This window comes from Providencia sp. JUb39 (assembly GCF_012272845.1).
Taxonomy (GTDB): domain Bacteria; phylum Pseudomonadota; class Gammaproteobacteria; order Enterobacterales; family Enterobacteriaceae; genus Providencia; species Providencia lanzhouensis.
In genome coordinates, this window is record NZ_JAAWXD020000001.1 from 221,514 (window position 1) to 242,103 (window position 20,590).

Genomic DNA, 20,590 nt, shown 5'->3' on the forward strand with positions numbered 1-20,590 from the left:
AGAGATTGAGTTGATTTTCAAAGCAAGTGAGAAGCCGAAAGGTGAAGGACACACAGCTTGTTCAGGATTGAAGTTCTGGTTTAAGAAAAAACTTAGACGGGAATAAACAGAATTTGTCTGGCGGCAATAGCGCGGTGGTCCCACCTGACCCCATGCCGAACTCAGAAGTGAAACGCCGTAGCGCCGATGGTAGTGTGGGGTCTCCCCATGTGAGAGTAGGGAACTGCCAGACATTAAATTAGCCGAGAAGCCACCCATTGGGTGGCTTTTTTGCGTTTGGAGGTACTGAAAATTGGCAAGAGTCAGCTTGCTACGATCCTAATTATAAAAGTTAGCCATAAAAAGGCTGCAATAGAAGCACGATTCTTACCATTGATTAAAATTAATAATCGCTCATAGAAATTAATTGATTATCATTTAAACATCTAACACATTATTCCTTCTCTACTTTTTACTCTGTACCTTCCCATAATGACTCTAATGTAAAATATAATAGGTAAGAATTGTTAAATTGATGTTTAATTATATTGTTCATATACTATTAAAAATGGTTATTTTTAATCAATTAAGATGCTGAATTGTTAAATTTAGCAGAAAGAAGATGAGCATTCATCAAATAGGTGGGTTATATGAATAAAATGAAAAGTAACAATAGCCAGATTTTTGAGCAGATTATTTCTGTGAATAAACAGCAAGAGAATGAATTTAACAATGGACAAGATGGCGCCATTATCCTTTCACTGTTAGTGATGTTTTTTGTGCCCTTCTCTTTACTCGTGATGGTGAAAAATTACCTTGGATTAGAGAACAATGCTATGGCAATTGTTTCAGTGGTTGTTCTTAGTATTGGAATTGTCGCTGGTTTATATAAAAGCTTTAGAATAGGGGCTAAGTTTGTCGATAAACGCCCTATGTTGGAGCAATTGCTTTCGCGTTATACACCTAAAGATAAAGCGGAGTATCAAAAGTTACTCGCTGAAAAGCAAAGTAACCCTCAAGGCTTTTATGCTTTAGTCGAAGATTGGTTAGCAATAGAAAAACGCGCTTACGCCAATTAAGTATAAGCATTAAAAAAAGCGACTCATTTGAGTCGCTTTTTTGTTTCTATCGATGAATTTAGTGAGATTTGCCTTGCTCAATACCTAAGCCAATTTGTGAGCGTACAAACTGCTCTTTAAAGCGGGCTCTTTCCATTTTACCTCTCTCTGAATTATCGGTGACTGAGAATAGCCAAGATGCCGTAAACGCGACAATCAACGAGAAGAATGCTGGGTATTCATAAGGGTAAATTGGTTTTTCATGATGCAGAATAGTCACCCAGATTGTTGGGCCTAAGATCATGAGTACGACTGCGGTTATCAAGCCTAACCAACCACCTGCAAGAGCTCCCCGCGTAGTTAACTTACTCCAATACATTGATAGCAAGATAATTGGGAAGTTACAGCTTGCTGCAATAGAGAAGGCTAAGCCCACCATGAAGGCGATATTTTGTTTCTCGAACAAAATTCCTAAACCAATCGCTACGAAGCCAAGGATCACCACGGTAATTTTTGATACGCGCAATTCATCGCGTTCATCGGCTTTACCATTTTTAATCGCCATCGCATACAGGTCGTGGGAAACCGCAGACGCACCCGCCAACGTTAAACCAGCAACAACCGCGAGAATGGTGGCGAAAGCAACCGCAGAGATAAACCCAAGGAAGAAGTTTCCACCTACAGCATCGGCGAGGTGTACCGCTGCCATGTTGGTACCACCGATTAAGGCGCCAGCTGCATCTTTAAAGTCAGGGTTTGAACTAACCAGAACGATAGCTCCAAAACCGATGATAAATGTCAGAATGTAGAAGTAACCGATAAATCCAGTCGCGTAGAATACGCTCTTACGAGCTTCTTTTGCATCGCTAACGGTGAAGAAGCGCATAATGATGTGAGGTAAACCTGCTGTACCAAACATCAAGGCCAATCCAAGAGACAAGGCGGATATTGGGTCGGAAACCAGTCCTCCGGGGCTCATAATGGCGATACCATTTTTATGTACTTCAACGGCTTCTTTAAATAACGTATTGAAGTTGAAGCCGACATGTTTCATGACCATAACAGCCATAAAGGTTGCGCCTGCGAGTAACAAAATGGCTTTGATGATCTGTACCCATGTGGTTGCGAGCATCCCACCGAATAGCACATACAGCACCATCAATATCCCAACAATCACGACAGCAATATGATAGTTAAGCCCAAATAACAGCTCTATCAGCTTTCCTGCCCCAACCATCTGAGCGATTAGGTACAGTGCCACAACCACTAAGGAGCCCATTGCAGACAGAATGCGGATAGGTCTTTGTTGTAATCGATATGACGCGACATCCGCGAAAGTATAGCGACCTAAATTTCGTAAGCGCTCGGCAATTAAGAACAGAATAATTGGCCAGCCAATTAAGAAGCCGATGGAATAGATAAGCCCATCGTATCCCGAAGTATAAACTAGAGCCGAGATCCCTAAGAATGAAGCTGCGGACATAAAGTCACCCGCAATTGCCATTCCATTTTGGAACCCTGTAATTTTTCCGCCGGCGGTATAGTAATCAGAGCGAGAGCGAGTTCTTTTTGAAGCCCAGTAAGTGATATAAAGCGTAAAACCCACAAACAGCAAGAACATCACAATGGCTTGGATATTGACAGGTTGACGCTCAACATCGCCTGTCAGGGCATCAGCGAACGCCATTGACGAGGTAAAAAACAGAATAAGTGAGAGCAAGACTTTCATTTTTCTACCTCTTTTAAGATTTCGGCGGTTAAGCGGTCAAATTCACTGTTAGCGCGGATGACATATAAACCCGTTAAGATAAACGAGATCACAATCAGCCCAACGCCCACAGGAATACCGCGGGTGATGTAGGAACCTTCAGTGATTGGGGTACCTAGCCAGCTTGGATCAAACGCGATAAGAAAGATAAAACCAACATACAGAACTAACGTTATTGCAGATAACAACCATGAAAAGCGACTACGTTTTCTCACTAATTCTTGAAAGAGAGGGTTCGCCTCGACCTTTTCGTAAGCAGTAGCATTCATCAGAGTTCTCCTCTGTTATTGTATTATTGGCATACTCTGATAGCTCAAAGGCGGATTTTAGGGCGACACATGGCTACCCAAGGAATTAACTGGGTATTCGGTCAGACTCTATTTTCTGCTGATTGAGTGATGCTGAGTATTGATTTTAGGTCGCCCGAAGGCGACCTGTAGTGCCATGAGCTATCTACACAACTATTTATATAGCTACGAGATACTCATTGACTGTTTTTCTTCGAGCAGTTTTTCGACAACACCTGGATCTGCCAGTGTGGAAGTATCTCCAAAATTACTGGTATCACCTGATGCAATTTTTCGTAGGATACGGCGCATTATCTTACCGGAACGCGTTTTCGGTAAAGAATCTGTCCAATGCAAAACGTCTGGCGTGGCAATCGGACCAATTTCTTTACGAACCCAATTACGCACTTCAGTGTACAACTCTGGGGATGGTTCCTCGCCGGAAATCAACGTGACATAGGCATAGATTGCCTGCCCTTTGATGCTATGAGGAATACCCACGACAGCAGCTTCAGCAACCTTCGGATGTGAAACGAGGGCAGATTCAATTTCTGCTGTCCCTAAACGGTGACCTGAAATATTCAGCACGTCATCAACACGACCAGTGATCCAGTAATAGCCATCTTCATCACGACGCGCACCATCACCACTAAAGTACATTCCTTTAAAGGTGGAGAAATAGGTTTGTTCGAAACGTTCATGGTCCCCAAACAGGGTACGAGCTTGACCCGGCCAAGAATCCACAATGACTAAGTTACCTTCTGTTGCACCATCGATAGGCTCACCAAGGTTATCAACCAATGCAGGGCGAACGCCAAAGAATGGCAGTGTTGCTGAACCTGGTTTTAACATCGTTGCACCCGGCAGTGGTGTGATCATGAAACCACCGGTTTCCGTTTGCCACCATGTATCAACCACTGGGCAGCGGCTGTTCCCCATTTTCTTGTAGAACCATTCCCACGCTTCTGGGTTGATTGGCTCACCGACCGATCCCAAAATACGTAGAGAATCGCGCTGGGTACCTTCAATCGCTTTATCACCTTCCGCCATCAGTGCACGAATAGCAGTTGGTGCGGTATATAGGATATTGACTTGGTGCTTATCAACGACTTGAGCCATGCGGTTAACCGCTGGATAATTTGGCACACCTTCGAACATTAAGGTTTTTGCACCATTAGATAACGGTCCATAAAGCAGATAGCTATGACCCGTTACCCAGCCCACATCCGCCGTACACCAGTAGACTTCATTTTCATGATAATCAAAGGTGTATTTGAATGTCAGCGTTGCATAAACCAGATAACCGCCCGTGGTGTGGAGAACCCCTTTAGGTTTACCTGTGGAGCCGGAAGTGTAGAGAATAAACAGCGGATCTTCTGCATTAACCTCTTCCGGTGGGCAATCTGCGCTTACGCCTTGGATAACGTCGTGCCACCAAAGGTCACGGCCTTCAACCCAGCTTGGTGCATTACCTGTACGGCGGTAAACAATCACATTCGCGACGGTAGTGACTTGTGGGTTTTGCAGTGCATCGTCCACGTTCTTTTTCAGTGGAATAGCGCGACCTGCACGCAAGCCTTCATCAGAGGTGATGATAAGCTTAGCTTTACAGTCAATAACGCGCCCAGAGACTGCCTCAGGGGAGAATCCCGCAAAGATGACGGTATGGATAGCACCGATACGCGCACATGCCAGCATCGCGACAGCGGCTTCAACCACCATTGGCATATAGATAGCGACGACATCCCCTTTGTGGATGCCTTGCTTCTTAAGAACGTTTGCGAACTGGCACACATCATGGTGCAGCTCACGGTAAGTGATATTTTTTGATTGGTTAGGGTCATCACCTTCCCAGATGATAGCGGTTTGGTCGCCACGAGTGGCTAGGTGACGGTCTAAACAGTTAGCGCTCAGGTTTAAGGTGCCATCTTCGAACCAGCGGATATTGACGTGCCCTGGGTCAAATGAGGTGTTCTTAACGCGAGTGTAAGGTTTAATCCAATCAACGATTTTCCCTTTTTCGCCCCAAAATCCTTCGGGGTCTTGAATCGAGCGTTGGTACTCATCGTTATACTGTTGTTCGTTTATCAGGGCATTTTTAGCAATATTAGCAGGAACGGGATGTTTAGTTATTTGTGTCATATTATTATCTCCTTGCAGATGTTAATAGTATGTCAAAAAACAGTTAACTGAAGTATGGATGGTTACTTTGTTTTTCTTTTGAGCGGAAGATCACGTATTAATAGTAATGGGATTTGCAGTATGATCATTTGATGCTAAATCCATGATTGAAATAAAAATTCAAAAATATAACTAACATTAGAATTAAAGAAAAACAAAGGCGAATTATAGTGGTATTAGTTACTGAATAATCTATTGATGATAGTTGTTGGAAAAATCCACAGAATTCACATGGATATGATAATGATTTTCATTAACACTAAAATAACTATAATGGGTGCGTGGTTAAAAACACGCAGTTACTGAAATCCTAATTCAGTCTGTGAGGTAGAAAGATAAGTCACTGGAGACAAACAATATGAGTTATACATTACCTGCTTTACCTTATGCTTACGATGCGCTGGAACCTCATTTTGATAAACAAACCATGGAAATCCATCACACCAAGCACCACCAAACTTACGTGAATAACACCAATACCGCCTTAGAAAAACTGCCTGAATTGGCGGGTTTAGATATTGATGTGTTAATCCAAAAATTAGACCAAATCCCCGCAGATCAACGTACTTTTGTACGTAATAACGCGGGCGGCCACTCAAACCATAGCCTGTTCTGGAAAGGGTTAAAATTAGGTACTGAACTGCAAGGCGAACTGAAAGCCGCTATTGAGCGTGACTTTGGTAGCGTTGATGCCTTTAAAGATCTGTTTGAAAAAGCCGCAGCTTCCCGTTTTGGTTCTGGTTGGGCGTGGCTGGTATTAAAAGCCGATGGCAAACTGGCTGTGGTTTCTACTGCAAACCAAGACAGCCCATTAATGGGTGAAGCAATTTCCGGCGCTTCAGGTTACCCAATCCTTGGTTTAGATGTTTGGGAGCACGCTTACTACCTGAAATATCAAAACCGTCGCCCTGACTACATCAAAGCTTTCTGGTCAGTTGTGAACTGGGATGAAGCAGCAAAACGCTTCGCAGAAAAAACCAAGTAATTTTTTTGCTAACTGATTTTTTTAATAAGCGCGGTTCTTAGGAGTCGCGTTTTTTGTTTTTACCGTCGGTATAACGTTGTTATCTCTATGGTCATTCTTTATGATGAAAACTCTTTCTGGCGGGGTTATCGGGAGCAAAACGGTGAAAATACATCCTCAAGTTTTTATTGGTACCATTCAAAGCACAGCCCATTGTGGAGTTAGCGCTATTCATAAGCGAGCTGTGGATGGGGTATTAACTTTAAACAGCTTAGGCATTGAAGGGGATGAACAAGCAGAAACGCGTTTTCACGGTGGGCCTGATAGAGCGTTATGTCATTACCCGCAAGAACATTATGAATTTTGGCGACAACGATACCCGCAATTAGAGGATTTATTCCTTCCTTCCGCTTTTGGTGAAAACCTGTCAACTCAAGGAATGACCGAAGAAAACGTTTTTATCGGTGATATTTATGCTTGGGGTGATGCACGCATTCAAGTTACTCAGCCGCGTTCCCCTTGCTATAAACTCAATGGGTTAACGGGTGTAGAAAATTTTGCTCAAGTGATGCAGGACGAAGGTCGTTGCGGCTGGTTGTACCGAGTGATTAAAGGCGGTAGTGTCGGTGCGGATACCCCACTTAAACTACTGAGCCGTAATAGTGATGTCTCGATGCAAGAAGCGATTATGATAGCTTTCCATGCGCCGTATGATGAAGAGTTATACCGTCGATTATTGTCTGCGGCGGGGCTATCGGCGAGTTGGAGCCTGACGATGCAAAATCGGTTAGAGCATCATAAAATTGAAGAGTTTAGCCACCGTTTATTTGGTCGACGCGGCTGATGGTTTATCACTGTCATTAGGATTGAGGAAAACAGCATGCAGTACGATTTAAATGACCTCTATTATTTCGTTAAAGTCGTTGAACATGGTGGTTTTTCTCAAGCAGGTGCGGCGCTTGGGATCCCAAAATCAAAACTCAGTCGTCGTATTGCCGACTTAGAGCAAAAACTAAATGTCTCACTGATTTATCGATCAACACGGCAATTTCATGTCACTGATATTGGGCAAGTTTTTTATCAGCAATGTAAGAATGTCGTGGAAGAAGCTGATATCGCCCATGAACTGATTTGCTCAGTACAAACACATCCCAAAGGTACTATTAAGCTCTCTTGCCCCGTTACTTTATTACAAGTCTATTTGCAGGATTTACTGATTGATTTTATGGAAAAATATCCTGATATCGATGTGCAAATTCTGGCAGTTAACCGCCCCGTCGATGTGATCAGCGAAGGGTTGGATTTGGCATTACGCGTACGTTCATTACCCCTGGATGATTCTGGAATGATGATGAAAGTGTTGGGGTATTCTCGGCGGATATTAGTTGCTAGCCCAAATGTTTTTCGTGAAAAAGGGGAGCCATCAACCCCTGAACAGCTGGTGGATTACCCTGTTCTTGCCAATACGGAGCATTCACAGCGTTATTCGCTATCTTTAAAAAATAGTGATGATCTCAGTGTGACAGTGCATGTCACTCCCAAGCTAGCAACCACCGATATTTTAACGTTATATCGTGCTGCGGTAAGAGGGCTGGGGATTGCTCGTATACCCCGAGGTGTGGTTGAAAATGAGTTAAAAAGTGGTGAATTGGTGGAAGTGTTGCCAGATTGGCAGTTTCCAGAAGATATCATTCATGCGGTGTACCCTTCCCGTAAAGGGTTGTTACCCGCAGTTCAGTTATTTCTCACTTATTTGGCTGAGAATATGGCGGCAGGGAAAAAATAAAGTCCCCTGAAAAAATTCAGAGGACTTTATGGTTAGCTGGCATTCGGGATCCGACCAAATTTACCGCTATTAAAATCATTCACGGCTTCGTTTATTTCTTGGCTCGTATTCATGACGAATGGGCCATATCCCACCACTGGCTCATCGATAGGATCACCGCTGAGCAGCAGCACTAAAGCTTCATCGGTGGTGGCTTCTAACAGCACATTGCTATCAGTAGCATCAAGGATCATCAACTCACCTTCATTCAATGCAGTATGACCATCCACAAATAAGCTGCCTTTCAACATCACCAGTCCAACATTGCGACCCGTTTTTGTTGGCAGTCCCACGACTTTCCCTTTATTCAGACGCAGATCCCAAACATCAAGGGCGGTAAATGTGCGTGCGGCGCCTGTGTTGCCTAGATAGTCGCCTGCAATGACCCGTAATGTGCCCGCCTCATTCGGTAAGTTAATGGTCGGGATAGCATCGCGAGTCAGCAATTGGTAACCCGGTGCAGCCAGCTTATCTTTAGCGGGTAAGTTGACCCACAACTGCACCATATCCAAAGTACCGCCATTTTTCATAAAGTTATCAGATTGATATTCTTGATGAAGTATTCCTGATGCCGCTGTCATCCACTGCACATCACCTGGTCCGATAACCCCACCTTCTCCCGTAGAGTCGTGGTGAGCCACTTCGCCGTCATACACGATGGTGACGGTTTCAAAGCCTTTATGTGGATGCTCGCCAACACCACGATTATCCCCTTCAGATGCTGGGAATGGGTGCGGCCCCGCTCTGTCCAACAGTAAGAATGGGTTCAGGTATTTCCCGTGGTTGCTATAACTAAACATGGAGCGAACAGGGAAACCATCACCAACCCAGTGGCTACGTGGGGATTGATAAATACCAATAATCTTTTTCATGGTGTGACTCCTAAATTTGTTTGATGAGCAAATAATAGAAGAGTCAGCAGAGGACGAGTAGTAGCAAAAATAGGTTTCATTGTTGCAAAAACAGGACAACAGGATTAGGGCTATTATCCTATTTATAGGACAGAGTTTACCAAAATCCGGACTACTCAGCTAAAAATCGGTGTATTACTGTAATCAGCAAGAAAAAGAGCCAGTCAGTGTTCTATTTTCTAACCTAATAATGTTTACGACTTTATCGATTAAGAGGTTCTATTATGAGTAATCCAGCAAACTTCAATGGTCAGCGTCCTGTTATCAACCCAGATGATGCAGTCATGTTATTGATAGACCACCAAAGTGGTTTATTCCAAACGGTTGGTGATATGCCGATGACGGAATTACGTGCTAGAGCTTCTGTTCTAGCAAAAATGGCATCGTTAGCAAAAATGCCTGTCATTACAACCGCCTCTGTACCACAAGGTCCGAATGGCCCATTGATCCCTGAAATCCACCAAAATGCACCACATGCACAATATATTGCTCGCCGTGGCGAAATAAATGCGTGGGATAACCCAGAGTTCGTTGCAGCAGTAAAAGCGACGGGTAAAAAGCAGCTGATTATTGCTGGAACAATTACCAGTGTATGTATGGCATTTCCTGCAATTAGCGCGGTAGCGGATGGTTATCAAGTATTTGTGGTCATTGATGCTTCTGGTACTTATAGCAAGATGGCGCAAGAAATTACATTAGCGCGAGTCGTTCAAGCTGGGATCGTGCCAATGGACACTGCAGCTGTTGCCTCTGAATTACAGAAAACATGGAATCGTGAAGATGCGGCGGAATGGGCTCAAGCGTATACCCAAATTTTCCCTGCTTACCAACTGCTTATTGAGAGCTATATGAAAGCTCAGGATGTTGTCAGTAATAATGAGCAATTAGATTCTAACCGTTAATTTCCTCTGATTTCTTTCAGCCTTTACCCTTGGTAAAGGCTGCTTATTCATACGTTAAGCATTTTGAAAATGGTATGAAAAAGTGAGTCCTCTTGGTGTAGTCGCCGGCCCGGTAAATTGCTATCGGGCATTTTTATGTGACTAAAAGTAAAATGACATCTTTCTTTTCTTCAAAATAAGAGAATTCCTTTTCATTTCTTTGAAGATAAAATGAAATATCATGGCATTCTATGTTTTTTGTATACACATAAAAGGGTTGTTATGAAAACGACTAATATCGCCATGGCATTTTCTGTTGCCTTTATGTTGTCTGGCTGCCTTTCTCAACCAGCACCTCAGTATGACAACAATGGCATCCAGTTAGAAGAGTTTAAAGAGCTAGAAAGCTTGAGAATGCCAGAGCTGAACATTCCTGAAGGGGCGCCAGACGGGGACTATATCGAGCGTTATGGAAATGGTGCCATTCAGTTTAAATCGTGGGTGAAAAACAACTGCTTAGATAAGAGCATCACGGTTTATTATAAAAATGGCCAGCCAAAAATGTTTATTCCTATAAAAAATTGCAAAGTAGATGGCGTCATTAAGTCTTACCATCCTAATGGGAATTTAGATACCGAGATGGGATATAGCAATGACCGACTCAACGGCGATTATAAATCCTATTACGACACGCCAAAGAATAATCTGCATCTTAAAACGAGTTTTGTTAATGGGGTCGCGGAAGGTGTTCTTGAAGAGCGCGGACAGGATGGCGAGCTATTAAAGCAGGGTCTGATTAAAGACGGTAAGTTGTACACCGCGAAGTAAGTGGATTACAGATTAAAATAAAAGCCAATTAACTGTGAGAAAATTAATTGGCTTTTTGCTATTGAATAGCGATGTAAGATTACAGCTGTGGACGTTTTACAAAGCCGATCGCATCGTAAACCTTGTCTAAGGTTTCTTGAGCGCGAGCCGCTGCTTTGGTCGCGCCTTCATCCATAATTTGGTTCAGCAGCGCTTCATTATTGCGGAACTCATGGTAACGAGCTTGTAAGTTAGTCAGCATGTCAGAAACAGCTTCCGCGACCGCGCCTTTCAGATGACCGTACATTTGGCCTTCGAACTCGGCTTCCAGTGTTTTCACGCTTTTTCCTGTCACACCAGCAAGGATATCTAGCAGGTTAGAAACACCCGCTTTGTTTTCAACATCGTAGCAAATACGTGGTGGCTCTTCAGAGTCGGTCATGGCACGCTTGATTTTCTTCACAACGGATTTCGGATCTTCCAACAGCGCAATCACGTTATTGCGGTTGTCATCAGACTTAGACATTTTCTTGGTTGGCTCTTGTAATGCCATCACGCGAGCGCCGCCATCAGTTGGGATAAATGGCTCAGGTACGGTGAAAATATCTCCGTAAATGGCATTGAAGCGCTGAGCAATATCACGGCTCAGTTCAAGGTGCTGTTTCTGGTCAATTCCAACAGGAACTTGGTTAGTTTGGTAAACCAGAATATCGGCAGCCATCAGAACTGGGTAGTCAAACAGACCGGCGTTGATATTTTCTGAGTGGCGAGCAGATTTGTCTTTGAACTGGGTCATGCGGCTCAGTTCACCGAAATAGGTGTAGCAGTTTAGTGCCCAGCTCAGTTGTGCATGTTGTGGCACATGTGACTGAACAAAAATGGTGCTTTTCTTAGGATCAATACCGCAAGCTAAGTAGAGCGCTAATGTATCGAGAGTTCTTTTACGCAGTTCCGTTGGGTCTTGGCGAACGGTAATGGCGTGTTGGTCAACGATACAGTAGATGCAATCATAATCATCTTGCATTTTAACCCACTGACGTAACGCACCCATGTAGTTACCGATGGTTAATTCACCGGAAGGCTGTGCGCCGCTGAATACAATAGGTTTCTGGGTTTGTTTAGATTTCTCAGTGGGTGTGCTCATTTCTTTGTATGTCCTTGTAGTATTTTTATACCCTGTTAAGTTTCGAGCCACACCGTTGGTGACTCGAATTATTGGGAATTTTATTTTGATAAATCAATAACGGAGAGTAGCTCAGAAAAGTGGCTTAACACGTAGTCGGGCTCGGTAATTGCGATTGATTCACCATAGTTGTAGCCGTAGGTTAACCCTACACTTGGGCAGCCTGCATTGTGGGCTGCGATAATATCATTACGGGAATCGCCGACAAAAAGCAATTCTTCTTTGCGTAAACCGAACTGACCCATTGTTAAATAGAGTGGTGCTGGGTGCGGTTTGGTTTTTACCACATCATCGCCACCAAGTACTAATGAAAAGTAGCTATCGATGCCCAGCTTTTCGAGTAATGGCGCCACAAATGGGGTTGGTTTGTTGGTCACAATCGCCATAGGCAAGTTGTGTTTCGCAATAGTTTCGAGGGTCTCTTTGACCTCAGGGAACAGCTGGCTACCGGTATTAACGGTCGTCGCATAATGTTCATCGAAGCGGATACGAGCTTGCTTTTTCAGCTCTGGCGTTACAGTCATTCCCGCCCATTCTAGCGCACGCTCTACGAGCATATCAGCGCCGTTACCTACCCAGATGGAGACACGCTCTTTGCCTGCTGGTGGTAGGTTTAGCTCTTCGAGGGTCTTGTCGATGGCGTCGGCTAAACCGCCGGCGCTGTCAACAAGGGTTCCATCCAAATCAAACGCAATCGCTTTAATACTCTCTAAAACTGCATATGTCATTGAGATACCTTTTTCAATTCTTGGCGCATTTCATCGATGACTTTTTTGTAATCTGGTTGATCAAAAATCGCGGAGCCAGCAACGAAGGTGTCTGCACCTGCTGCGGCAATTTCTGCAATGTTATTGACCTTCACGCCACCATCGACTTCTAAACGAATATCATAACCACTTTCGTCAATCAATTTACGAACTTGGCGCAATTTGTTCAGGGTTTGTGGGATAAAAGATTGACCGCCGAATCCTGGGTTAACAGACATCAGTAGGATCATATCAACTTTATCCATCACATAATCGAGATAGCTAAGTGGGGTCGCAGGGTTAAATACCAGACCCGCAGTACAACCATTCTCTTTGATGAGTTGTAAGGTTCTATCGATGTGCTCGCTGGCTTCTGGGTGGAAACTGATGTGAGTCGCACCCGCTTTAGCGAAATCTGGAATAATGCGATCGACCGGTTTAACCATTAAGTGAACATCAATCGGGGCGGTGATACCGTAATTGCGCAGGGCTTTACAGATTGGTGCACCGAACGTGAGGTTCGGTACATAGTGGTTGTCCATCACGTCGAAATGGACAATGTCTGCGCCCGCAGCAAGAACTTTGGCGGTATCTTCGCCTAAACGTGCAAAGTCAGCAGATAAAATAGATGGGGCAATGAGAAAATCTTTCATAATTGTCTCCGATTATTCGTCGTTATCTGACAGCACCTATGATTTTTTAGATGCTCCCGCTCCCGCATATAAAGCCAAAAGCTCGTTGACTTTGGCACGGTTCAAAATATTTCTACTAATGGTGCGACGCACTTTTACGATATGTAACTGTGCTTGATAATACCACTCTCGAGTCACCGGGGTCTCATGATTTGAGATAAGAACTGGGATCTTGCGCTCAGATGACAACTTATGTGCCAAAAAAGCCAGATTCTGTTGTTCTTGCGCACTAAAGGCGTTGGTGTGATAGGCCGTAAAATTAGCGGTATCAGACAGCGGTGCATAAGGTGGATCGCAGTAGATGACTGAGCCATCCTGCGCATCGAGTAATGTTTTGCTGTAAGACTGCGTCACAAAGGTCGCTTTCTGGGCTTTTTCAGCAAACCACAGTAATTCGTCTCTCGGAAAATAGGGTTTTTTATAGCGCCCGAAAGGCACATTGAATTCACCACTTAGGTTATAGCGGCATAATCCGTTATAACAGTGGCGGTTAAGATACAAAAACAGAATGCTACGTTTAGCAGGGTCATCTGATTGGTTAAATGCTTGGCGCATTAAATAATACTGTTCAGAGGTATTAAATTCAGGTGTGAACAGTTGCTGAGCTTCTTCGATAAAAGCATCAGAGCGATATTTAACCGTGTTGTAGAGGTTGATAAGATCGCTGTTAATATCTGCAAGTACGTACGAATCGTAGTTGGTATTTAAAAATACCGATCCTGCACCAACAAAAGGTTCTATTAAGCAATCTCCTTGTGGAAGATGTTTTTTGATCTCGTCCACAAGCGGGTATTTACCCCCAGCCCATTTTAAAAAAGCGCGTTTTTTTTTCATGCCGTCTTATTATTACAATCGTTTAAGAGCCGCCACTTGGCGGCTCTTTCAGGACAACATTATGCGCCCGGGGAAAAACGTTGTTATTTTTGATCCTGTTTAACTTGTTTCATATTACGCACCCACGGTTTTTTCGCTTGCACTGCGGCAGGTAAGGCTGCAATTGCATTTTTTGCTTCGCTCACTGAGCTGTAATTTCCGTGGATCAATACATACCAAGTTTGGCCATTACGAATGGTTTTATACACTTGATAGTTAGCAAGTTTATTCTCTTTTGCGAAAGCTTCCAGTGTATCTGAACGACTTGCGCTACTTAATTGCAATGTATAGCTTCCAGAGGGTGTTGCAACGGTACTACCACTTTGGCTTGTGCTAGTTGCTGGCTTAGTGGTTGTTTTTGGCTGAGCAGGTTGTTTTTGTTCAACAGGCTTAGTCGCTTTTGGTTGCGTTTTTTCTGGGGTGACAGGTTTAACTGTTGGCTGTTTTTCCACAGGTTTGACTTGTGGTGGTGTCAACGGTGTCACATTTTGTGGTGGCGTCGTGGTGCTTTCAGACGGCAGGTTTTGACCTTGGTTGAGAGCGTCGGCAACATCACCCGGAATTTCAATACGTTCACCAAGACCATTTTGTTGAGTCTGAGTGTCTGCTTGAGTTGGCATTGGGTTAATTTGCTGACCATTTAACTCTTGCGCTTGGCTTGTTTGCGGTTGCGTTGTGGATTGAGTATCTGAGTTGGTCAGTGATGAAGAACCTGATAAATCGATATTACGCTGATTAGCGCTATCATTTTGTAATTTCTCATGTTCTGTTGGTGCTTTTAATGCGGAACTGATTGCGATGATCAACAGAAGCAGCACTAAAACGCCGACACCGATCATGATGTGTTGACGTGATAACGCAATTTTTGGCTTAGCTGCCGCAGCAGGACGCGCACGTCCGGTTGGTCTATCTGATGTATCAGGCCTTAAATCATTCTGTACTTGAGGCTGATTGTCTGGTTTAAATTCGTCCATTTTCCTCTCCCGAAATTAGTTCGCCTGTGTAGAGATGAAATGTCTCTTATCATTACGACCTGTTCACGACTAAGCAATTGCTTCTGCTCACTTTTAAAGAATAGATTGTTTAGCAATTTCATTCCAATTTCAATGAGATTGCGACCACCTTACTTCGTTACTCGTTATAGGTGCTAGGCGTGCGTATAATTTAACGGCTTTAGTTGATATCTGCCAGTAACATTTTAAAACCCCTGAAAATATTCAGGAGCTAATTAATGATTTTTACTTAGTTCAGTAATAATTTATGGCATACAAGCCGAAATAGCGGCAATGACTGTTGAGGCATCCACATCGGAACGCATTTCTGAACTGCCGATAGTGGTTGGAAGGATAAGATGCAATTTGCCTCCCATGACTTTTTTATCTCGCATCATGTGAGGTAAATAGTCATCAGGTTGCATTTTTGCAGGACCAGTAACAGGTAGCTCGGCGCGTTTTAAAAGGGCGATGATGCGTTCTGTTTGTTCTGGGGTAAATTGGCCAATCAGCTCAGCGGTTTTTGCAGCCATCACCATACCAGCAGCAACAGCTTCTCCATGGAGCCATACGCCGTAGCCCATTTCAGCTTCGATAGCATGACCAAAGGTATGCCCTAAATTTAATAGTGCACGTAGCCCGCTGGTTTCTTTTTCATCGGCAGCGACCACTTGCGCTTTCAGTTCGCAACAACGGCGAATGCAGTACGCCATGGCTTGGTTATCTAATGCCATTAAGGCATCGATATTTTTTTCCAACCAGCTAAAAAATTCACCATCAAGAATGATGCCGTATTTAATAACTTCAGCCAGGCCAGAAGAGAGTTCGCGCTTAGGTAAGGTTTTTAAACAATCGAGGTCAATCACGACGGATGCCGGTTGATAAAATGCCCCAATCATATTTTTCCCCAATGGGTGGTTAACGGCGGTTTTTCCACCAACCGAAGAGTCCACTTGGGAGAGTAATGTAGTAGGAACTTGAATAAAGCGTACGCCACGTTGATAGCTAGCTGCTGCAAATCCAGTTAAGTCACCGATTACTCCCCCACCAAGGGCGATGAGGGTCGTGTCACGGTTATGGTGCTTTTCGAGTAATGCCGTAAAAACATCATTCATGATAAATAAAGATTTATACTGTTCGCCATCAGGTAAGACGATGGAATCGACTTTGACACCTGAGGCTTCAAGAACGGCTTGGATCTTATGTAGGTAAAGTGGAGCGAGAGTTTCGTTAGTCACTATCATTGCTCGCTGACCCGCAGTTAGTGGCCAAAATGCATCCTTTCCTTGGTACAAACCAGGTGCAATATTGATTGGATAACTGCGTTCATCCAGAGTAACAGTGACTTTTTCCATCTTGCTTTACCTTGAATTCATGACTTCTGATGTATAAAAATTAGTTTTTTTCTAACATTTCAATGATTTGATTGGCAACAACTTTTGCGCTTTGCTCATCAGTATGAATTGTTATATCCGCTATCTCTTCATACATAGGATTGCGTTCATCGGCTAATTTTTCTAAAACTTCGCGAGCGGGCTCATCCACTTGTAAAAGAGGACGTTTTTTATCGCGTTGTGTGCGGGATAATTGCTTCTCAATGGTGGTTTCGAGATACACGACAACCCCACGAGCGGACAAGCGGTTACGCGTCTCTTTGGATTTAACAGAGCCACCACCTGTCGCTAAGACAATGCCTTGCTTTTCAGTGAGTTCATTGATGACTTTCTCTTCGCGATCGCGAAAGCCTTCTTCACCTTCTAGGTCGAATACCCAACCTACATCTGCGCCAGTGCGTTTTTCAATCTCGTGATCGGAGTCAAAGAACTCCATATTAAGCTGTTGAGCTAACTGACGACCAATAGTGCTTTTTCCGGCTCCCATTGGTCCAACCAGAAAGATATTGCGTTTCTCTGCCATGTTTTTTGGTATTACTACGATTATTCGTTAATGATCACCCGCCCCGCCAATCAAATTAGCGGCGGGACCTAAACTGAAACCTCATAAGTGATGATGTGAGATCAGATAAGAAAATTATCTCAATACATCAACCTGAATTGCAACTATATAAATATGGCACTTAGAAAACAAAGTGCCATATTCTTCGTTGCGGGTTTCTATATATTTGAGCCGTCTACATTACATAATGCACTGTTTAGCGAGCTTATTAACAGGTTGTTTATTCCACTAAATGAATGGAAGCTGTTAATTATAAAGCAAAATTTCTGTAGCTATTTTATAAGCGGCTGATAGTTTGTTCTTTCATCTACCGATAGTTAGAACACTCAATGGATAACCTTGTATGCTAAAACGACCTCAGCGTCAAATTTATCCGGTATGTTTATGGCACAAAAAGTAATAATTTCACGGTACTTTGAGGAATTAAACATTCAACTAATTGAATGTATAGGCGTTATTTTTTACGCTAAATCTTAATAAGTTTTGGCGTAATAAATACCAGTAAAACACGCTTATCAACGTGTTGTGTCTTATTGATAAATAAACTTCCTAATAGTGGGATTTGTGAAAGAAATGGGATACCTGAATCCGTTTTTTCTTGCTTCTGTTGAAAAATGCCACCCAATATTAGGGTGTTATTATTTTTGATAGTCACTGAGGTCGCAATTTCTTGTTTATTGATGGCGAGATGTTGGTTTGGATTGACGGTGAGAGCGGTATCTGGGGAGTTATGGCTGATTTTTAATACCATTTCGACTCTGTCATCCCAGGCAATGGTTGGCGTGACTTCCATACCTAACACCGCATCTTTAAACTGAACATGGCTTTTTTTATCGGAAGTGGTGACATAGGGAATTTCGCTGCCTTGTTGGATGCTGGCGGGCTGTTTATGGGATGCAACCAAACGTGGGCTCGCAATAATTGACAATAAATTTTCTTTTTCTAGGGCGTTAAGCTTCATTTCAAGTAGGCCTTCTCCGAGCCGTAATACATTTAATGCCATCTGTCCTGATTGGCTGCTGTAACGGTTATAGCGGCTATGGTGCCCATCAGTTGCTGACTCACCTAGCATTCCCCACTCTAAACCTAACGCTTGTAAAGCGGTGCGTGAACTGCTGATGATGTGGGCCGTGATTTGTACTTGCTGCTGGGGAATATCTTTTTGGGCAAGCCATGTTTCAATTAATGCCAAGCGTTCTTTGGTGTCCGTAATGATCAAACTGTTGGTGGTGGCATCAAAGTGGGCTATGCCTTTATCGGATAGGAGGCGCATGTCAGGCTCCGTGATCTGTTGATGAACAGTTTGAGCGTCGATAGAGACTAATGGAAAAATTTTTTCAGTGAGAATTATTTCCGGTGCTTTAGGTGGAATGATGGTGTCTAAGAGCTGGGTATCTTCTTCTGTTGGGGATATGGGTTCAAAAGGGTCTCGGGGTGTTTGCGCATACCCGAAGAAAGCGCTGCATAGCATTAACATTAATATGGGAACGAAAAAATTAGTTTTGCTCATTAGGGTGTTCATCCTTGATAAATGTGAGCGATAAATTGGCGGTCAGTTGCTGATTTTTGGTAGTCAAAATGACATCAGAAAATTGCCAATGTTGCTGTGGGAGCGTATGGGTGAGTGATTGCATAAATTCGAGGAGATCCTTAAATTTCCCTTGGATCTCAAGTTGGTACTGAGAATTCAACGGATCCGATGGCTGAAGCTGATTTAAGACAATATTGTAATTCGCAATGAGCTGCTGTAAGTGAAGAACAAAGAAATGAGGATCTAAGGTAATTTCCTCATTAGAAGGGAATGAAGCAAGTTCTTGTTCTAGCCAAACGCGAGTCGGATTTTGGGCGAAAAATTGGCTACTGGTCTGGTTTTGTAGGCGCAAGGCAGAGCTGTTTTGTTGTAAATCTGCCCATTGATTTCGCTTGTCTTGCCAAATAAAGGTATAGCCAGCGGTAATGCCTACCACCAAAATCAACGGTATCGTTAGATATTGCTGCCAAAGGGGGCGATACCAAAAAGCGGCAAAGTGGTTATTCATCAATGACACCTCGATAATCGGCAATAAGGTGTAGTTGGTTAACGGCAGCAACCCGCCGTAACGTGCGCAGTTGCACGTTATCGACCTGAGGTGTCTGGCTAAATTGAGTTAACAGCAAGTTCAGGTCTTGAAAGCGATAACTGAGCGCTTTAATTTCTAAACGACCTTCACGTAGCTGAAAGGTGGATAGCCAGCTTTTAGGTGGCGTGAGATTGGATAGCGACCTTAATAGGTTGAGTAAGGCATGGTTATGTTGTGCATAGGATTGACGCTGATTTTGCTGAAACGTGAATTTTTCTAGCTGTTGTTGCTGCGCTTGTAATTGTGTTTTTAGTTGTTCAATGTGCTGTTGATGTTGCTGCTGAGTAGCAAGGTATAAGTGGGCTTGCGATATATCCTCTAGAAGCAAACTGATTAAATAACCAAAGATAACGATGACAAAAATACAGCTGCTCCACGTCACCATTAAAAAATAGCGTCGCTGGCGAGTGAGCTTATCGGTTCGCCAAGGTAGGAAGTTAACCTGATACATATTAAAGATCCCCATGACGCAGAGCCAGCCCCGCAGCAATCACAAAGTCCCCCAATTGACGGGGTAATTTGATGGGGTATTGATGAAAAGCTTGCAGTAAATCCCATCGATACTCTATGCCTTGAATATCGTGGTCACTAATGCAGTAAATCGGTAATTTTAAGGCTTCAGGATCGTCCGTTAATAAGGATTGAATCTGGTTAATGTGCACTGATTGATTATCTTGAGTCGGATTATCGCTTTGAATATGACTATAACTTGCAGGTTGGCTGATAGGCCCTGACCAAAACCATTCGTTTTGGCGATAGTAAACAAGCCAACATTCGTTAGGCAGCTGAGCATGCCGAGCAAGGTAACGCAGCGCGATGGGAGCAATATCTACAGCCAGCAGGTGATAGCCGCTCTCCAGTAATAAATCTTGCCAGAAGGTAATATCAGATTGGCGTGCGGCATTGAAGTAAACTTGTTGCCCAATGATCCGATAATCTACAGCAAGCTCTTGGGCTTGCATGGGAAAAAGTTGGTCAACTTGCGCTTGTAAATACCAGCTTAGCTCGGGTTGCTGCAAGCTCATTTGGTTGGGAAGTGAGACCTGTTTTTGGAGAGACCTTAGTGAGGGTAATGCGATAGAAACAGAGCAGTTTTTAGGTAATTTCTGACGCCATTGTCGTAAAATATTGCGTAAAATTACGCGGTGTTCATCAAGGGTATGTGGTGCGCTGTCAAAAGGTAGCGCTTGTTGCCAACATTCACATAACGACCAGAGTTTGCGATGTTTTTTTGCAGCAACTAACTGAATGTGGTGCTGAGATAGCTCAATTCCGATGTGCCATTTTGGTGAATACATACATAATATCCTTATCATTAACAATTAAATTACGTTTTCTATTGTGCTGTATAAGCTTTATACTATGCA

General features: G+C 43.4%; 21 protein-coding genes and 1 rRNA gene. 7 read left to right on the top strand and 15 right to left on the bottom strand.

Going from position 1 to position 20,590, the window contains the following annotated elements; all coding sequences use genetic code 11:
* Positions 1 to 116: 116 nt before the first annotated feature.
* Both rrf and HFU86_RS00965 read left to right on the top strand, forming a co-directional pair.
* Positions 117 to 232, top strand: a 5S ribosomal RNA gene (gene rrf / locus HFU86_RS00960).
* A gap of 397 nt (positions 233 to 629) precedes the next feature.
* A complete protein-coding gene (locus HFU86_RS00965) occupies positions 630 to 1,058 on the top strand; it encodes a hypothetical protein (protein WP_187128542.1) in 429 nt (142 codons plus the stop codon).
* Positions 1,059 to 1,116: 58 nt separating this feature from the next.
* Here HFU86_RS00965 and actP read toward each other — a convergent pair whose 3' ends face one another.
* The 3 genes from actP to acs all read right to left on the bottom strand — a co-directional run bounded on the left by actP (position 1,117) and on the right by acs (position 5,234).
* On the bottom strand, positions 1,117 to 2,766 hold the full coding sequence (actP, locus tag HFU86_RS00970; RefSeq protein ID WP_036950135.1) for a cation/acetate symporter ActP: 1,650 nt from the start codon (positions 2,764 to 2,766) through the stop codon (positions 1,117 to 1,119).
* Positions 2,763 to 3,074 (bottom strand): DUF485 domain-containing protein, encoded by a 312-nt coding sequence (locus tag HFU86_RS00975; protein WP_006663518.1) that lies wholly within the window; start codon positions 3,072 to 3,074, stop codon positions 2,763 to 2,765. Before HFU86_RS00975 ends, actP begins: the two co-directional genes overlap by 4 nt.
* Positions 3,075 to 3,278: 204 nt before the next feature.
* Positions 3,279 to 5,234, bottom strand: coding sequence for an acetate--CoA ligase (gene acs / locus HFU86_RS00980; protein ID WP_187128543.1), 1,956 nt, complete (start codon positions 5,232 to 5,234; stop codon positions 3,279 to 3,281).
* Positions 5,235 to 5,631: 397 nt separating this feature from the next.
* Here acs and sodA point away from each other — a divergent pair, with 397 nt between their 5' ends.
* The 3 genes from sodA (at position 5,632) to HFU86_RS00995 (ending at position 8,023) form a co-directional block, all read left to right on the top strand.
* Positions 5,632 to 6,258 carry a superoxide dismutase [Mn] gene (gene sodA, locus HFU86_RS00985; RefSeq protein WP_132497200.1) on the top strand — a complete coding sequence of 209 codons (627 nt, stop codon included), beginning with the start codon at positions 5,632 to 5,634 and terminating at the stop codon, positions 6,256 to 6,258.
* 142 nt (positions 6,259 to 6,400) lie between these two features.
* On the top strand, positions 6,401 to 7,081 hold the full coding sequence (yiiM, locus tag HFU86_RS00990; protein WP_132497205.1) for a 6-hydroxyaminopurine reductase: 681 nt from the start codon (positions 6,401 to 6,403) through the stop codon (positions 7,079 to 7,081).
* A gap of 36 nt (positions 7,082 to 7,117) precedes the next feature.
* Positions 7,118 to 8,023 (top strand): LysR substrate-binding domain-containing protein, encoded by a 906-nt coding sequence (locus HFU86_RS00995; RefSeq protein WP_132497199.1) that lies wholly within the window; start codon positions 7,118 to 7,120, stop codon positions 8,021 to 8,023.
* Positions 8,024 to 8,055: 32 nt separating this feature from the next.
* Here HFU86_RS00995 and HFU86_RS01000 read toward each other — a convergent pair whose 3' ends face one another.
* Positions 8,056 to 8,934 (bottom strand): pirin family protein, encoded by an 879-nt coding sequence (locus HFU86_RS01000; RefSeq protein WP_187128544.1) that lies wholly within the window; start codon positions 8,932 to 8,934, stop codon positions 8,056 to 8,058.
* 263 nt (positions 8,935 to 9,197) lie between these two features.
* Between HFU86_RS01000 and HFU86_RS01005 the strand changes: the two genes are divergently transcribed.
* Together HFU86_RS01005 and HFU86_RS01010 are read left to right on the top strand one after the other, a co-directional pair.
* Positions 9,198 to 9,875 (top strand): hydrolase, encoded by a 678-nt coding sequence (locus HFU86_RS01005; protein WP_132497197.1) that lies wholly within the window; start codon positions 9,198 to 9,200, stop codon positions 9,873 to 9,875.
* Between the two features lie 261 nt (positions 9,876 to 10,136).
* On the top strand, positions 10,137 to 10,682 hold the full coding sequence (locus HFU86_RS01010) for a toxin-antitoxin system YwqK family antitoxin (protein ID WP_132497196.1): 546 nt from the start codon (positions 10,137 to 10,139) through the stop codon (positions 10,680 to 10,682).
* Between the two features lie 79 nt (positions 10,683 to 10,761).
* Here HFU86_RS01010 and trpS read toward each other — a convergent pair whose 3' ends face one another.
* The 11 genes from trpS to pilM form a co-directional block, all read right to left on the bottom strand.
* The gene (gene trpS / locus HFU86_RS01015) at positions 10,762 to 11,805 is read right to left on the bottom strand and encodes a tryptophan--tRNA ligase (protein WP_132497195.1); all 1,044 of its coding nucleotides are present in this window, start codon (positions 11,803 to 11,805) and stop codon (positions 10,762 to 10,764) included.
* A gap of 80 nt (positions 11,806 to 11,885) precedes the next feature.
* A complete protein-coding gene (locus HFU86_RS01020; protein ID WP_036950119.1) occupies positions 11,886 to 12,572 on the bottom strand; it encodes a phosphoglycolate phosphatase in 687 nt (228 codons plus the stop codon).
* Positions 12,569 to 13,243 carry a ribulose-phosphate 3-epimerase gene (gene rpe, locus HFU86_RS01025; RefSeq protein WP_108479679.1) on the bottom strand — a complete coding sequence of 225 codons (675 nt, stop codon included), beginning with the start codon at positions 13,241 to 13,243 and terminating at the stop codon, positions 12,569 to 12,571. The genes HFU86_RS01020 and rpe overlap by 4 nt, the downstream gene beginning before the upstream one ends.
* 36 nt (positions 13,244 to 13,279) lie before the next feature.
* The gene (gene dam, locus HFU86_RS01030) at positions 13,280 to 14,116 is read right to left on the bottom strand and encodes an adenine-specific DNA-methyltransferase (RefSeq protein ID WP_187128545.1); all 837 of its coding nucleotides are present in this window, start codon (positions 14,114 to 14,116) and stop codon (positions 13,280 to 13,282) included.
* An 83-nt stretch (positions 14,117 to 14,199) separates the two neighbouring features.
* The gene (locus HFU86_RS01035) at positions 14,200 to 15,129 is read right to left on the bottom strand and encodes an SPOR domain-containing protein (protein ID WP_187128546.1); all 930 of its coding nucleotides are present in this window, start codon (positions 15,127 to 15,129) and stop codon (positions 14,200 to 14,202) included.
* 284 nt (positions 15,130 to 15,413) lie between these two features.
* A complete protein-coding gene (gene aroB, locus HFU86_RS01040) occupies positions 15,414 to 16,502 on the bottom strand; it encodes a 3-dehydroquinate synthase (protein WP_132497192.1) in 1,089 nt (362 codons plus the stop codon).
* Between the two features lie 40 nt (positions 16,503 to 16,542).
* Positions 16,543 to 17,064, bottom strand: a complete 522-nt coding sequence (aroK, locus tag HFU86_RS01045) for a shikimate kinase AroK (protein ID WP_036950109.1) — start codon at positions 17,062 to 17,064, stop codon at positions 16,543 to 16,545.
* Between the two features lie 505 nt (positions 17,065 to 17,569).
* Positions 17,570 to 18,613, bottom strand: coding sequence for a secretin N-terminal domain-containing protein (locus HFU86_RS01050; protein WP_187128547.1), 1,044 nt, complete (start codon positions 18,611 to 18,613; stop codon positions 17,570 to 17,572).
* Positions 18,600 to 19,142: a hypothetical protein gene (locus HFU86_RS01055; RefSeq protein WP_187128548.1), complete on the bottom strand. Its 543-nt coding sequence runs from the start codon at positions 19,140 to 19,142 to the stop codon at positions 18,600 to 18,602. Before HFU86_RS01055 ends, HFU86_RS01050 begins: the two co-directional genes overlap by 14 nt.
* On the bottom strand, positions 19,135 to 19,674 hold the full coding sequence (locus HFU86_RS01060; protein WP_108479675.1) for a PilN domain-containing protein: 540 nt from the start codon (positions 19,672 to 19,674) through the stop codon (positions 19,135 to 19,137). The genes HFU86_RS01055 and HFU86_RS01060 overlap by 8 nt, the downstream gene beginning before the upstream one ends.
* 1 nt (position 19,675) lies before the next feature.
* On the bottom strand, positions 19,676 to 20,521 hold the full coding sequence (gene pilM / locus HFU86_RS01065) for a pilus assembly protein PilM (protein ID WP_187128549.1): 846 nt from the start codon (positions 20,519 to 20,521) through the stop codon (positions 19,676 to 19,678).
* Between the last annotated feature and the right edge of the window lie 69 nt (positions 20,522 to 20,590).

Excerpts from the sequence above, each read along its gene's own strand:
- HFU86_RS00965 (WP_187128542.1), top strand. The coding sequence starts at position 630 with ATGAATAAAATGAAAAGTAACAATAGCCAGATTTTTGAGCAGATTATT.
- actP (WP_036950135.1), bottom strand. The coding sequence starts at position 2,766 with ATGAAAGTCTTGCTCTCACTTATTCTGTTTTTTACCTCGTCAATGGCG.
- HFU86_RS00975 (WP_006663518.1), bottom strand. The coding sequence starts at position 3,074 with ATGAATGCTACTGCTTACGAAAAGGTCGAGGCGAACCCTCTCTTTCAA.
- acs (WP_187128543.1), bottom strand. The coding sequence starts at position 5,234 with ATGACACAAATAACTAAACATCCCGTTCCTGCTAATATTGCTAAAAAT.
- sodA (WP_132497200.1), top strand. The coding sequence starts at position 5,632 with ATGAGTTATACATTACCTGCTTTACCTTATGCTTACGATGCGCTGGAA.
- HFU86_RS00995 (WP_132497199.1), top strand. The coding sequence starts at position 7,118 with ATGCAGTACGATTTAAATGACCTCTATTATTTCGTTAAAGTCGTTGAA.
- HFU86_RS01000 (WP_187128544.1), bottom strand. The coding sequence starts at position 8,934 with ATGAAAAAGATTATTGGTATTTATCAATCCCCACGTAGCCACTGGGTT.
- HFU86_RS01005 (WP_132497197.1), top strand. The coding sequence starts at position 9,198 with ATGAGTAATCCAGCAAACTTCAATGGTCAGCGTCCTGTTATCAACCCA.
- HFU86_RS01010 (WP_132497196.1), top strand. The coding sequence starts at position 10,137 with ATGAAAACGACTAATATCGCCATGGCATTTTCTGTTGCCTTTATGTTG.
- trpS (WP_132497195.1), bottom strand. The coding sequence starts at position 11,805 with ATGAGCACACCCACTGAGAAATCTAAACAAACCCAGAAACCTATTGTA.
- HFU86_RS01020 (WP_036950119.1), bottom strand. The coding sequence starts at position 12,572 with ATGACATATGCAGTTTTAGAGAGTATTAAAGCGATTGCGTTTGATTTG.
- rpe (WP_108479679.1), bottom strand. The coding sequence starts at position 13,243 with ATGAAAGATTTTCTCATTGCCCCATCTATTTTATCTGCTGACTTTGCA.
- dam (WP_187128545.1), bottom strand. The coding sequence starts at position 14,116 with ATGAAAAAAAAACGCGCTTTTTTAAAATGGGCTGGGGGTAAATACCCG.
- HFU86_RS01035 (WP_187128546.1), bottom strand. The coding sequence starts at position 15,129 with ATGGACGAATTTAAACCAGACAATCAGCCTCAAGTACAGAATGATTTA.
- aroB (WP_132497192.1), bottom strand. The coding sequence starts at position 16,502 with ATGGAAAAAGTCACTGTTACTCTGGATGAACGCAGTTATCCAATCAAT.
- aroK (WP_036950109.1), bottom strand. The coding sequence starts at position 17,064 with ATGGCAGAGAAACGCAATATCTTTCTGGTTGGACCAATGGGAGCCGGA.
- HFU86_RS01050 (WP_187128547.1), bottom strand. The coding sequence starts at position 18,613 with ATGAGCAAAACTAATTTTTTCGTTCCCATATTAATGTTAATGCTATGC.
- HFU86_RS01055 (WP_187128548.1), bottom strand. The coding sequence starts at position 19,142 with ATGAATAACCACTTTGCCGCTTTTTGGTATCGCCCCCTTTGGCAGCAA.
- HFU86_RS01060 (WP_108479675.1), bottom strand. The coding sequence starts at position 19,674 with ATGTATCAGGTTAACTTCCTACCTTGGCGAACCGATAAGCTCACTCGC.
- pilM (WP_187128549.1), bottom strand. The coding sequence starts at position 20,521 with ATGTATTCACCAAAATGGCACATCGGAATTGAGCTATCTCAGCACCAC.